This window comes from Peribacillus sp. TH16 (genome assembly GCF_016651095.1).
GTDB classification, from domain to species: Bacteria; Bacillota; Bacilli; order Bacillales; family DSM-1321; genus Peribacillus; species Peribacillus butanolivorans.
In genome coordinates, this window is record NZ_JAEKEM010000009.1 from 2,422,209 (window position 1) to 2,435,989 (window position 13,781).

A 13,781-nucleotide genomic window follows, 5' to 3' on the forward strand; every position below is an offset into this window, starting at 1 on the left:
CTTACGCTTCTTCGCCAACAGTTTCGTCTTCAATGCCCAATTCTTGTTTGATCCAATCATAACCTTCTGCTTCTAAACGTGCAGCTAGTTCAGGCCCGCCTGATTTTACAACACGGCCTTGCATCATTACATGTACGTAATCAGGAGTGATGTAATTTAATAGACGTTGGTAGTGAGTGATGATTAAACATCCAAAGTCTTCTCCGCGCATTTCGTTGATTCCTTTTGAAACGACTTTAAGAGCATCGATATCTAGCCCAGAGTCAATTTCATCTAAAATAGCGATTTTTGGCTGAATCATCATTAATTGAAGAATTTCGTTACGTTTTTTCTCTCCGCCTGAGAATCCTTCATTTAAATAACGTTGCGCCATATCTTCATCCATTTCAAGGAATGCCATTTTTTCGTCCATTTTACGGATGAATTTCATCAATGAAATTTCATCGCCTTCTTCACGACGTGCATTGATAGAAGAACGTAAGAAGTCAGCATTTGTAACACCACTGATTTCGCTTGGATATTGCATAGCAAGGAAAAGACCAACACGAGCGCGCTCGTCAACTTCCATTTCCAATACGTCTTCACCATCGAATGTGATGCTGCCGCTTGTTACTTCATATTTAGGGTGACCCATAATTGCTGAAGATAAAGTGGATTTACCAGTTCCATTTGGTCCCATGATTGCATGGATTTCTCCGCCTTTTACTTCAAGGTTAACCCCTTTTAAAATCTCTTTACCCTCAATTGATACGTGAAGATCTTTAACCGTTAATGTAGAAGCTGACATAATAATACCTCCGTGAACTAATTCCTATTTTATTACCAGAAAGTAAAAACTACTTTCTTTACTATTTATTTTTCATAAAAGCATTCTCACTTTATTCTCATTCCAATTTTATAACAAATCCAATTTGGAATCAACTAATATAGATAGGGGTTTCCACTTCTTTCATGATGAAAACCTGTCCTATTGTTACAAACCCTACTGTTATAGGCTATTTACAGCAAATAGAGCCTTATTTTAGCTTTTCTTATTTAAAACTTATTATTCAACAAACCTTCGTTCTTATTAATATATGTCTAAAAAATCTTAATTGGAAGGTACGTATTACCTTTGTTAAAGAAAAAAAGGTCTGCTAGGTGCTATGTAAGTTAATCTAATAAGGAAACCCTTATTTTCTAGACCACTTATCATTTTACCTCTACAGACCGATCTTTTAAAGACTCTTTTATATGCTTAACCGTGAATTTTACGTTGTAGGTCAATGACCATTTTGTTGCACTTTTCATGTTCCTTATCTCGTTCTTTCTCAACCTCGATACGGAGGTCTAAATTTCTGCTGTACTCATTATAGCCAATCCCATGTGATAACTGCATCGCTTTTTCCATTTCGCTTGTTACATTTAAATCTAAAGTATTGATAGTGAACCATCCTTTCAAATTTGTGAATCACTTTATTACTCTATTAACTCTATACCCTGTGTTTTCATCTTTAAACATAAAAAAACGACCTGAAGATTTCCAGGTCGTTCCTTACCATAAATTATTTAGTTGGTACGACTGCACCTTTGTATTCCTTTAGAATAAAATCTTGAATTTCTTTAGAATGTAATACTTCTACTAGCGTTTTGATTTCTTCTTTATTTTCATCACCTTTGTTAACAGCAATAACGTTCACATATGGTGATTCAGAGTCTTCAATAGCAATTGAATCTTTAAGCGGATTCAATCCAGCGTCAATCGCATAGTTAGAGTTGATTAGAACGGCATCCCCTTCGCCACTCTCATAAATTTTCGGAAGTAAAGCTGCTTCATAATTCGCATCAAATTTAAGTTTTTTCTTATTTTCAACAATGTCTTTTGTTGTAGCTGTCGTTTTATCGATGCCTTCTTTTAATGTAATCAGGCCATTTTTTTCTAATAGAGATAACGCACGTCCGTGGTCAGCAACAGAGCTGCTCATAATAATTGTTGCGCCTTCCGGAAGTTTATCAATGCTTTTATATTTTTGTGAATATAGAGCAATCGGCTCGATATGAATTCCACCAGCATTAACGAAGTCATATCCATTTTCTTTAATTTGCCCCTCTAAATATGGAATGTGTTGAAAGTAGTTAGCATCCAATTCTTTATCGTTTAAAGCCTTATTCGGTAAAACATAATCTTGGAACCGTTTAATTTCCAACTCAATTCCTTTTTCTTCAAGAAGAGGTTTAGCTTTTTCAAGAATCTCAGCATGCGGAACATTGGATGCACCTACAACTAATTTTTTCGTTTCCTTTTCTGTATCGCTGCCGCTGTTGTCCTTATCGGTTCCACAAGCAGCAAGAGCAATCGATAAAACAAGTAATAATGCAAATCCTAAAAACTTTTTCATCCTATTCATCTCCCTTTATCTTTTGTCTAATTTAGATGTAATCACATCTCCAATAATTTGAATAATGAAGACGATAATTAGTATAACAATCGTCGCTACAAGTGTAACGTCATTGTGAGTCCTTTGATAGCCGTCTAGATAGGCCAGATTACCAAGCCCGCCTGCACCGATAACCCCTGCCATTGCGGTATATCCAACCAATGCAATCGATGTTACCGTAATCCCTGAAATTAATGCTGGCATCGATTCTGGAAGAAGTACCTTCCAAATGATCGTGCTCGTTTTCGCTCCCATTGATTTAGCCGCTTCAATTACACCTTTATCGATTTCACGGAGGCCGATTTCAACCATACGTGCATAAAATGGTGCCGCCCCGATAATAAGGGCTGGTAAAGCAGCATCCTCACCGATCATAGAACCGACAAGCAATTTTGTGAAAGGTATGAGCAACACAATTAAAATAAGGAATGGAATGGAACGGAAAATATTAACGATAGCACTCATGGTCGTGTTAATTACCCGATTTTCCCACAAGTTACCTTTCCCTGTTAAAAACAGGACTAGCCCTAATAGTATGCCTATAAAAAAGGTTGCTAGTACTGAGATACTAGTCATATAAAGTGTTTCTTTTGTTGCTTCAATAATGTCTTCCCAATATACATTCGGTAATAATTCTTCAAGCATGAGTAATCACCTCCACGCCTACATGCTGTGCTTTAATGAATTCGATTGCGCGGAGCATTTCATCCTCATTGCCATCAAGGTGGATAAATAACGTTCCATATGAACCACTTCTAGTTTGAGATATTTTTCCTTGAACGATATTGACATCCAACTCAAAGTTACGTACCAGCCTAGTAATTAACGGACTCTCTGCATGATCTCCTACGAACGTCAATTGAATTACTTTTCCTGCTGGATAGCGTTCCAGCAAGTGTTCCATTGTTTCTTTTGTTTCTTCAGGCTCTGTTACCTGTTGAACGAAACGCTTCGTCATTTGTTCTTTCGGATTCTTGAAGACTTCCAGGACAGGTCCTTGTTCAACGACTTGACCACTTTCCATTACTGCAACGCGGTGACAAATTTTACGGATGACGTGCATTTCATGTGTAATCAAAACAATCGTTAGACCAAGACGCTTATTGATGTCCACAAGCAATTCAAGTATTGAATCGGTTGTCTGCGGGTCTAAAGCAGACGTCGCTTCATCGCACAGTAGCACTTTAGGATTGTTAGCAAGAGCCCTAGCAATCCCGACCCTTTGTTTTTGCCCTCCGCTTAATTGCGAAGGATATGCCTTTTCTCTTCCTTCAAGCCCAACTAACTTAATTAATTCATTCACACGCTTGATACGCTCATTTTTCGAAACCCCTGCAATTTCTAGAGGAAACGATATATTCTCCTGAACGGTTCTAGACCATAATAAATTAAAATGTTGAAAGATCATGCTGATTTCTTGTCGAGCTTTACGTAGCTTAGCACCTTTGATTTTGGAAATTTCTTTATCAGCCACCACAACGGATCCTTCTGTTGGTGTTTCCAATCCATTAAGCATCCTGATCAAAGTACTTTTCCCTGCTCCGCTGTAGCCAATAATACCGAAAATCTCGCCTTTATTTATTTCAACATTAACATTATTTACAGCCTTAATCGTGTCACTGCTTCCTTTTCCTGTTCGGAATAGCTTACTAACTTTTGTCAATGTAATCATTAATACTCACCTCTTTTATCCAATAAAACCTATGAACTTAGTTGATTTATCTTCATTATCAGCCTGTAAATATGATTTAAAACCGTTTTTCAATATTGCTATACATGTAAAGGTTTTCCCAAACTAAATAGAAAAAACCTTTCTGCATGAGCAGAAAGGCAGGTGAAAAAGCAGGCCTTTCTCTCATCTTCCAAAGCGATTAAACTTTGTGTGAATTGGCACCTTTCCAAGGAAATTTCCTTGTCGGTTGCCGGGTTTCATCGGGCACATCCCTCCACCTCTCTTGATAAGAGCTAATATATAGAATATTTGTACATCATTAAGTTCTTTAGTATGGAGAAATTTTATCATAGATAAAAAAGGAGCGCAATGTATAATATTTCTAGGAAAGAATGAACAGGTCTTTTTTATTAAACAGTTTTAGAAGTTAAGGAGACAATATTCGTCGCTTTTTCAATTGCCTGCTCTAAATCTTCTATTAAATCCTCTATGTTTTCAATACCAATCGATATGCGCACTTGATCAGCACTTACACCCGCTTTTGCTAAACCTACATCATTTAATTGTTGATGGGTCGTACTAGCAGGGTGGATAATTAAACTTTTAGCATCCCCTACGTTGGCTACATGCGACCATAACTCTACCGAATTGATAAGTTTTGCTCCAGCTTCGCGTCCACCTTGAATTCCAAAAGTCACAACAGATCCTGCTCCCTTAGGCAAATATTTATCCGCCAGCGCTTTATCAGGGTGACTTCCATTACTAGGGTGCGAAACCCAGTTCACAGCAGGATGATTTTCCAAATATTGAATAACAGACTTAGTATTCGAAAGATGCTCTTTCATTCTCACATGCAACGTTTCTAGCCCCAGCGTAAACTGGAACGCGCTTTGAGCACTTAACGTCGGCCCTAAATCACGAAGTAATTGCACACGAGCTTTTGTGATAAAGGCAGCAGGGCCGACTGCTTCAGAGTATACAATCCCATCGTAGCTTGGATCCGGTTCCGTAAAGCCAGGGTAGTTTGGTGAGTTCCAGTCGAATTTGCCCCCATCCACGATGATGCCTCCTAAGGTGGTTCCATTTCCCAAGAGCCATTTTGTAGCAGAGTGGATGACAATATCCGCTCCAAAATCAATTGGCCGGCAAAGGTATGGGGTAGCAAAGGTATTATCGATAATGAGTGGTATGCCCGCATTGTGAGCAATGTCCGCTACAGCCTCAATATCAAGAATCCTTAGACTTGGATTTCCAATTGTTTCCGCAAATATAGCCTTCGTTCTAGGCGTGATGGCTTTTTTGAAATTTTCAGGGTCATCAGGAGAGACGAACTTCACTTTTATCCCATATTTAGGAAGAGTATTTTCAAAAAGATTATACGTACCGCCATATAATGTAGAAGCGGACACTATTTCATCTCCTGCACCAGCAATATTTAGGATTGACAGTGTAATGGCAGCCATCCCACTTGCGGTTGCCAGTCCGCCGATACCACCTTCCAACAAGGCCATTCTTTCTTCGAAAACACTGACCGTAGGATTATGAAGTCGTGTATAAATATAGCCATTTTCCTTTAAGCCAAATAAATTTGCTGCATGGTCAGTATCTTTGAACAAGTATGCATTGCTTTGATAAATAGGCACTGCACGTGCACCCGTTTCATCTACTTGCAGACCCCCGTGAACACTCAATGTTTCGAAACGCAACTTTTTCTCTGCCATAAGATTTCTCCCCTTTTTCTATGGATTTAGTTGGATTTAAGAATCAGGCCTTCCTCTTTTAACAAGCAAAAAAACCACTTCATAAGAAGAGGCTTATATACTCTCCTCATCTTCCAGAGCCAATACTCTGTTGGAATTAGCACCGTATATAAATTTATACCGGTTGCCGGGCTTCGTCGGGCCAATCCCTCCGCCACTCTTGATAAGAACTATTAAATTTAGCAGTTACTTTCTTAATTCAAAATATAGCACTTTAGAATTATCCAGTCAATCAATTATTTGAATATTCTTATTTCAATTCCCCATCAACTATATCGTTTATTCACTACTTTTCTACAGCTAAAAAGCCAACCCATATTGGATTGGCTTTTTAGCTTATTTCCTTAAGCACTCCGTACAAATAAGGAACAGACTGAAAGGCATAAATTTTTTTCCGCAGCTGCCCTTCTTTAAATAGTAATAAACAAGGTACACTCTCAATTTCATATGATTCGGCGATTGTTTGGACATAGTTCATATTCATCTTTCCTGCCTTCAAGTCTGGAAAAAGCTCCAATGATATCGTAAGCATCCTAGAAGCCACCTGACAGGTCCCACACAAAGGTGTATATAAATATAAGCAAAAGGTTTCCCCTTCTTCAACAGCAAGCCTACAATCTTCTTCTTTCAATTCTTGCATCAATTAGTCGTTCACCCTTTGACTTAAAAATTTCATTTTCACATTCATATTGGCAGATAGGAGCACTGTAGCGATATGATGTTCGGGGGCACTTTCCACTTCTTTGTACATTTTATTGATATACAAGTGGCTTGCTTCTGGCATTTCCCTTCGGAATTGCTTCCGTAGCTTTTCTCCTGAATCATCTGCGTCAAAAAGGAGATAAACATCACGGTCCATCATTTCATCTACTAACTCATCCAGCTTAGTTAATGAAATGGTCCCATTTGTACATCTTATTTCCACATCTTCATTCAAAACGGAGGCAACTTTTCTTCTATCGGAACTGCCTTCTACAATGATAACTTTATCAAATTCGCCCCACTCCATGTCATCACTCCATCTCACGAATTGTGTGCATGCTGCCTTTTTATAAAGTGAAAAAGAGAGCAGGCCTATTTAGACCCTCTCTCCTTCATTTTAACCGTTTATCAGGCTATCATATTCTTCAGCGCTCATCAGGTTTTCAACGTCACTGATATTTGATGGTTCAATCACGATCATCCATGCTTTTTCAAAAGGAGATTCATTTACGAATTCAGGATTGTCATTCAACTCTTCATTTACTTCAACAACTTTACCACTGATAGGAGCATACAGCTCAGATACAGTTTTAACAGATTCAACACTGCCAAATGGCTCGTTCGATTTCAATTCAGCGCCAATCTCTGGAAGCTCAACAAAAACGATGTCCCCAAGTTCGGACTGAGCAAATGCTGTAATTCCGATGCGTACTGTTCCATCTTCTGTTTTGACCCATTCATGTTCCTTTGTGTAACGAAGTTCTTTTGGTGTTGTCATCATTAATTCCCTCCATAGTACATCTTATTTTATCTATTACATTATAAGGTAGATTTTTTTAAAAGTAAGGAATTAACCAAATATTTCGTATTATTTTAGTTCCAAGTCTGTTCGAATTGTTCTTCTTTGAAACCAACTGTCACTTTTGTGCCGTCCGTAACAATCGGCCTTTTAAGAAGCATACCATCAGTAGACAATATATCTAGCATTTCTGCTTCAGAAGCTTCTTTCAGTTTGTCCTTTAAACCCAGCTCCCGGTATTTTTGCCCACTAGTATTAAAAAACTTCTTCAGCTCTAATCCGCTGGTATTATATAGTTGTTCGATTTCTGTTCGAGAAGGCGGATTTTCTACTATATGAATCGCTTCATATTGCAGTTCATGACTATCCAGCCACTTCTTCGCATTACGGCATGTGCCGCATTTTGGGTACCAATATAATGTTAAGCCCATTGTTTCACCACCTATCAATAGAATACCCGTTTTTTCTGTGCAATACAACGAATTCTCCTTGTCTTTCCATCGTGAAAATTTCACACGTAATAAAGGGAATACCCGATTACGGGAATTCCCTTTATTACGTGTGAAATTTGATTATAGTGCGTATTTTTCAGTTTCGATTACCTTAACAGAAGCTTCGCGTTTTTTCGCAATGACATTGATTGGGTTGTGTCTAGTCAACTTGCGAAGTGAAGAAAGCATAATGCGAAGAGTATCGCCTGTTTCAACGGCAATTAACGTTTCTTTTGCATGCTGTTCTATTTCATTGAACGCTTCTTGAACGAAAATTTCAGTGTACAATACCTTTTGTTTATTCTTTTCTAAACCTGTAGTCGCAATTGCTTTTTCTGTACGTAAAACCACAGATTCAGCAGCGTATGCAAGGGATGCGATATCAGCAATGTTAGATAAGATTTCTTGTTCTTGATCAAGTTTCTTGCCGTATTTCTGTGCTGCAAGACCTGCTGCCAAAATACCGATTTTCTTAGCATTTCTAACCAGCATTTTTTCTTGTGCCAATGGCTCATCGCTAGGCTCTTCAGGCATCATCATCATTAATTCCTCTTGCAGTCCCTGTGCTTTTTGTAGAAGAGGAAGTTCTCCTTTAAGTGCTTTTTTCAGGAATGTTCCCGGAACAAGCAAACGGTTGATTTCATTTGTGCCTTCGAAAATCCGGTTAATACGAGAGTCACGGTACGCTTTTTCAATTTCATATTCCTGCATGAAACCATAACCACCATGAAGCTGTACGCCTTCATCTGTTACGTAATCCAATACTTCAGAAGCGAAGAATTTATTCAAAGAACACTCAATTGCATATTCAGCGATCGCTGCTGCCATTGATTTTCCATCTTTCACTTGCTCATCAGTCAGCTTGCTTTGTCTTTGATCATAAAGACCGACGGTACGGTATACAGAGCTTTCTGCTGCATAAATTTTAGAAGCCATCGTTGCAAGTTTTTCTTTCGTCAGGTTAAAGTCAGAAATTTTCGTTTTGAACTGCTGACGTTGATTTGTATAAGCAGCAGTAATTTCAAGAGCGCGTTTAGATCCGCCGACTGCGCCAACACCCAATTTATATCGGCCAATATTCAAGATATTGAAAGCAATAACATGCCCTTTTCCAGCTACGCCAAGAAGGTTTTCAACTGGAACATGTACGTCTTCCAGGATTAAAGTACGTGTAGATGAGCTTTTTATACCCATTTTCTTTTCTTCAGCGCCCGTAGATACACCTTGATATTCACGCTCTACAATAAAGGCAGAGAATTGTTCGCCGTCGATTTTAGCATATACACAGAACACATCCGCAAAACCTGCATTGGTAATCCATTGTTTTTCACCGTTTAAAACGTAGTGAGTACCTTCTGCATTTAATTTCGCTGTCGTTTTTGCACCCAATGCATCAGATCCTGAGCTAGGTTCAGTTAAAGCATAAGCAGCAATTTTTTCGCCCGTTGCTAGCAATGGAAGGTATTTTTTCTTTTGTTCTTCATTTCCAAATAATACGATTGGCAAAGATCCAATCCCTACGTGTGCACCGTGAGTGATTCCGAACCCACCTGCAAGCGCCATTTTTTCTGTAATTATTGCCGAGCTAATTTTATCAAGACCAAGCCCGTTATATTCTTCAGGAACGTCAGCACCAAGTAAACCGATATCCCCTGCATGCTTCAGTAATTTTACAGAACGGTCGAATTCATGATTCTCTAAATGCTCAACTTGCGGAAGAACTTCATTCACTACGAAATCTTCAGAAGTTTTGGCAATCATTTTATGCTCATCAGAATAATCTTCTGGTGTAAACACTTGATTATACGTAATATCTTCTACTAAAAAGGCGCCGCCTTTTATGAGGTTATCTGTTGTTTGTTTGGACATGTTATTTCCTCCTAAATGATTAATGATGATTAATTATCTTAAGCCCGCCGGAATTGTTGATAAACTTTCGATCGAGATGGAATTACGCTAATAATTCAAATACTCCAGCAGCACCCATACCGCCACCGATACACATTGTAACGACTCCGAATTGTTGGTTTCTGCGCTTCATTTCATGAAGTAGGCTTAATGTTAATTTAGTACCGGAACATCCTAGTGGATGGCCTAGGGCAATAGCTCCACCATTGACATTGACAATCTCTTCATTCAATCCCAGCTCACGAATGATTTGAATGGATTGAGAAGCAAAGGCTTCATTCAATTCAAATAAACCAATATCAGAAAGCTCAAGACCTGCTAGTTTCAAAGCTTTTGGAATCGCAGCGATCGGACCAATTCCCATAATTTCCGGTGGTACCCCTGCTACGGCAAAGGAACGGAACTTACCAAGTGGCTTCATCCCTATTGAAGAAGCTTTTTCTCCATCCATGACCATAACTGCAGCAGCTCCATCACTCGTTTGTGATGAATTTCCTGCTGTAACGGATCCTGTCACAGAGAATGCTGGTCTTAATTTCTTAAGCACTTCAAATGTTGTGCCTTCACGAACGCCTTCATCTTGTGCAAACTGGAATGACTTTTCCTGTAATTTAAGATCCGGACCTACTGAGCGAATGGTTACATCAACCGGAACGATTTCATCTGAAAACTTTCCTTCAGCAATGGCCTTAGCAGCCCTTTGATGACTGCGCACAGCAAATGCATCCTGTTCTTCACGCGAAATACCGTATTTTTTTGCAACGGCTTCAGCTGTGTGACCCATCCCCATATAGTATTCTGGTGCTGTTTCCGCAAGTTGTGCGTTCGGACGGGTTACATGTCCCATCATTGGCAAAAGACTCATGGACTCTGCTCCACCTGCAATGACCGTATCACTTTGGCCGAGCATGATTCTTTCCGCTCCATAAGCAATACTTTGTAATCCGCTTGAACAGTAACGATTAATTGTTATAGCTGGTACTGTGTAAGACAATCCTGCTAACGCACCAATATTTCTCGCCATATTCAGCCCTTGCTCCGCCTCAGGCATTGCGCAACCGATAATTAAATCATCAATAGAACCTTCATAATTTCCAGCACGCTTTAACGTTTCTTTTACAACAAGAGCCCCTAAATCATCTGGTCGAACGTTAGCAAGAGAACCCTTTTTTGCTCTTCCTACCGGAGTCCTTGCTCCAGCTACTATTACCGCTTCTTTCATGAGGATCCCCCTTACTTCATTTTTAAGCTATCAATCTATTAACCTTCATTTGCAATCTAACCGTATTTTCACTTATCCATTAGTTTCGAAGTGGTTTCCCTTTTGCAAGCATATGCTGCATTCTTTGCTGAGATTTCGGAGTAGAAATTAGTTTTAGGAAAGCTTGTTTCTCTAGGTTCAAGATATACTGCTCATCTACTTCTGTACCGTATGGAAGTTTTCCTCCGGCCAGGACGTATGCAAGCTCTTTAGCTATGACAAGGTCATGATCAGATAGGAAGCCGGAAAGGCGCATGGATTCTGCCCCTAAAAGAAGTGTGGCATAACCTGTTTCACCGACCACAGGAATTTTTGTACGAACTGGAGCTGTATACCCTTGGTTATACATGGAGATGACTGCCTGCTTCGCATCATATAATTGATGATCTGCGTTCACACTTATTCCATCAGAAGAATTAAGGAAGTTATTCCCGCGTGCTTCTTCAGCAGAAGTCGAAACTTTTGCCATCGCGACTGTTTCAAATACTTGATTAGCCACTTTCTGCAAATCAAAGGCGACGCCCTTTGGCATATTCTTCAGCGTTTTTACATAAAGTTCTTTTGTTCCGCCACCGCCTGGAATCAATCCAACACCAGCTTCTACAAGACCCATATATGTTTCTGTCGTTGCTTGGATACGTGCAGCAGGAAGAGATACTTCCGCACCGCCGCCAAGTGTCATATTAAATGGCGCTACAACAACAGGTACAGCACTGTACTTAATCTTAAGCATTGCCTTTTGGAATTGGCTGATAACCATATCCAATTCCAAAATATTGTCATCTTGTGCTTCCATCAACATCATGGCAATATTAGCACCTACACAGAAGTTTTTGCCTTGGTTTCCGATCACCAGACCTTTATAATTAGCTTCTGCTTCATCGACTGCGGCATTGATCATTTGCATGATATCAAGACCTATTGCATTATTTGGTGAAGTGAATTCAAGAAGAGCCACTCCATCACCAATATCAATCAGACTTGCACCGCTGTTTTTCTTGATTACGCCTTTTTGCTTCTTGATTGCTTTAAGGTTAATCACCTTAGGGTTTTCAAGAAGTTCTTTATATTCTCCATTATCATAGTAGAAAACTATGCCATTTTCTTCTTTGTAAAAAGAAGTGATACCTTTTTCCAGCATATCCTTCACCCATTGAGGAACAGTAACTCCTTCTTGTTCTAAACGTGCTACTGATTTTTCAACACCAATCGCATCCCACGTTTCGAAAGGTCCCATAGACCAGCCGAAGCCCCATTTCATTGCTTGATCGATTGCCACAATATCATCGGCAATATTCCCAAGCAGTTGTGCAGAATACACAAGAGCTGGATTTAACACATTCCAAAGTAATTCACCAGCACGGTCATCGCTATAAACAAGCGCTTTCATTTTGTTGGCTAGACCCTTGGCCTGTTTAGCCATTTCAATAGAAGGAGTCTTTAATTTTTTACGGGCTTCATATTCAAGAGTTTCAGGATTCAGCTCAAAGATCTCCTTACCCTTTTTCACAAAAAATCCTTGTCCGGACTTGCTTCCAAGCCAGCCGTTTTCAAGCATCCTATTCATGAAACCCGGTATTTGGAAAACTGCTTTTTCTTCCCCTTCCACCTGGTCATATACATTTTTAGCAACATGTGCAAAAGTATCCAATCCAACTACATCAAGCGTCCGGAATGTCGCGCTTGTCGCTCTTCCGATTAATGGACCAGTTACCGAGTCCACTTCACCAACGCTGTATCCGCCTTTTTGCATTTCACGAAGGGTAACTAGCAAACCATAAGTACCGATGCGGTTTGCAATAAAGTTTGGTGTATCCTTTGCTTCGACAACACCTTTACCCAGTACATCTTCGCCGAATTGTTTCATGTACTCGAGCACTTCTGGAGATGTTTCTTTAGTGGGAATGATTTCTAACAATTTAAGATAGCGCGGCGGATTGAAAAAGTGAGTTCCTAAGAAGTGCTTTTGGAAATCCTCTGAGCGGCCCTCTGCCATAGCTTCAATTGAAATTCCAGATGTATTGGAAGAAATGATGCTTCCAGGTTTACGATGTTGATCAACCTGGGCAAATACACTTTGCTTCACTTCAAGTCTCTCAACGACTACTTCAATAACCCAATCGACGTCTTTTAAACGACTTATATCATCTTCCAGGTTCCCGGCTTCAATTAACGCAAGATTTCCTTTAGCTGAAAGCGGAGCTGGTTTTTGCTTTAAAAGTTTAGTAATCGCAGTTTGGCTGATGCGGTTACGTACTTGTTTATTTTCTAATGTAAGACCTTTTTTCTTTTCATCCTCTGTGAGTTCACGAGGTACAATGTCCAATAATAAAGTCGGAATGCCGATGTTAGCAAGGTGTGCAGCAATCCCTGATCCCATAACTCCTGACCCTAGAACAGCAGCCTTTCGTATTTGTCGAACCAAGTTTATATCCCCCTTACACAATATATTGAATGAATGCTCATTCATTTTTATTTCAAAAAAATTTTGAATATTTTTTCTTATTACTAATATAGAATATAATTGGAAATTCCGCAATGATAAAACTGGAAAAAAATAAATTTTTTTATCATATTACCTTTGATTAATTCTCCTCCTTTTAGTAGACAATAACGACCAGGAGGTGACTTATACAATGAAGCGTAAAAATAATCCTTCTAATAGAGCTGTGAGTGCCGCAAGCGTTAAAGGCAATGCCGGCCCTGGTCGTGAGCGTCAGCAAGGGATAAATAAAGTAAACAGCCAGAACAATCAGTACAAAAAATAAAGT

14 protein-coding genes and 2 riboswitches are annotated in these 13,781 nt (G+C 39.3%); of the genes, 1 reads left to right on the plus strand and 13 read right to left on the minus strand.

What is annotated here, in order from left to right:
• Position 1: 1 nt before the first annotated feature.
• The 13 genes from sufC to JFV29_RS25870 all read right to left on the minus strand — a co-directional run bounded on the left by sufC (position 2) and on the right by JFV29_RS25870 (position 13,435).
• Positions 2-787 (minus strand): Fe-S cluster assembly ATPase SufC, encoded by a 786-nt coding sequence (sufC, locus tag JFV29_RS25810; RefSeq protein WP_053348686.1) that lies wholly within the window; start codon positions 785-787, stop codon positions 2-4.
• A 450-nt stretch (positions 788-1,237) separates the two neighbouring features.
• Positions 1,238-1,441, minus strand: coding sequence for a hypothetical protein (locus JFV29_RS25815; RefSeq protein ID WP_053348684.1), 204 nt, complete (start codon positions 1,439-1,441; stop codon positions 1,238-1,240).
• 103 nt (positions 1,442-1,544) lie between these two features.
• Positions 1,545-2,378 carry a MetQ/NlpA family ABC transporter substrate-binding protein gene (locus JFV29_RS25820; RefSeq protein WP_201187224.1) on the minus strand — a complete coding sequence of 278 codons (834 nt, stop codon included), beginning with the start codon at positions 2,376-2,378 and terminating at the stop codon, positions 1,545-1,547.
• A 15-nt stretch (positions 2,379-2,393) separates the two neighbouring features.
• Positions 2,394-3,062, minus strand: coding sequence for a methionine ABC transporter permease (locus JFV29_RS25825; protein ID WP_201187225.1), 669 nt, complete (start codon positions 3,060-3,062; stop codon positions 2,394-2,396).
• On the minus strand, positions 3,055-4,089 hold the full coding sequence (locus tag JFV29_RS25830; RefSeq protein WP_201187226.1) for a methionine ABC transporter ATP-binding protein: 1,035 nt from the start codon (positions 4,087-4,089) through the stop codon (positions 3,055-3,057). Before JFV29_RS25830 ends, JFV29_RS25825 begins: the two co-directional genes overlap by 8 nt.
• A gap of 180 nt (positions 4,090-4,269) precedes the next feature.
• Positions 4,270-4,382: riboswitch (SAM riboswitch) on the minus strand.
• Between the two features lie 117 nt (positions 4,383-4,499).
• The gene (locus JFV29_RS25835) at positions 4,500-5,810 is read right to left on the minus strand and encodes an O-acetylhomoserine aminocarboxypropyltransferase/cysteine synthase family protein (protein WP_201187227.1); all 1,311 of its coding nucleotides are present in this window, start codon (positions 5,808-5,810) and stop codon (positions 4,500-4,502) included.
• Positions 5,811-5,913: 103 nt separating this feature from the next.
• A riboswitch (SAM riboswitch) is annotated at positions 5,914-6,019 on the minus strand.
• 161 nt (positions 6,020-6,180) lie between these two features.
• A complete protein-coding gene (locus JFV29_RS25840; RefSeq protein ID WP_056525383.1) occupies positions 6,181-6,489 on the minus strand; it encodes a thioredoxin family protein in 309 nt (102 codons plus the stop codon).
• Between the two features lie 3 nt (positions 6,490-6,492).
• On the minus strand, positions 6,493-6,858 hold the full coding sequence (locus JFV29_RS25845) for a toprim domain-containing protein (RefSeq protein WP_053348680.1): 366 nt from the start codon (positions 6,856-6,858) through the stop codon (positions 6,493-6,495).
• A gap of 90 nt (positions 6,859-6,948) precedes the next feature.
• Entirely contained in the window at positions 6,949-7,329 is a 381-nt protein-coding gene (gcvH, locus tag JFV29_RS25850) for a glycine cleavage system protein GcvH (protein ID WP_201187229.1), read from the minus strand.
• A gap of 95 nt (positions 7,330-7,424) precedes the next feature.
• The gene (locus JFV29_RS25855; protein ID WP_201188106.1) at positions 7,425-7,781 is read right to left on the minus strand and encodes an arsenate reductase family protein; all 357 of its coding nucleotides are present in this window, start codon (positions 7,779-7,781) and stop codon (positions 7,425-7,427) included.
• A gap of 141 nt (positions 7,782-7,922) precedes the next feature.
• Positions 7,923-9,710, minus strand: coding sequence for an acyl-CoA dehydrogenase family protein (locus tag JFV29_RS25860; RefSeq protein WP_201187231.1), 1,788 nt, complete (start codon positions 9,708-9,710; stop codon positions 7,923-7,925).
• Positions 9,711-9,792: 82 nt separating this feature from the next.
• Positions 9,793-10,971 (minus strand): acetyl-CoA C-acetyltransferase, encoded by a 1,179-nt coding sequence (locus JFV29_RS25865; RefSeq protein WP_201187233.1) that lies wholly within the window; start codon positions 10,969-10,971, stop codon positions 9,793-9,795.
• A gap of 79 nt (positions 10,972-11,050) precedes the next feature.
• Positions 11,051-13,435, minus strand: a complete 2,385-nt coding sequence (locus tag JFV29_RS25870) for a 3-hydroxyacyl-CoA dehydrogenase/enoyl-CoA hydratase family protein (protein WP_201187235.1) — start codon at positions 13,433-13,435, stop codon at positions 11,051-11,053.
• A gap of 211 nt (positions 13,436-13,646) precedes the next feature.
• On the opposite strand from JFV29_RS25870, the gene JFV29_RS25875 reads away from it, so the two are divergent.
• The gene (locus JFV29_RS25875; RefSeq protein ID WP_082612715.1) at positions 13,647-13,778 is read left to right on the plus strand and encodes a YuzL family protein; all 132 of its coding nucleotides are present in this window, start codon (positions 13,647-13,649) and stop codon (positions 13,776-13,778) included.
• Positions 13,779-13,781: the final 3 nt, after the last annotated feature.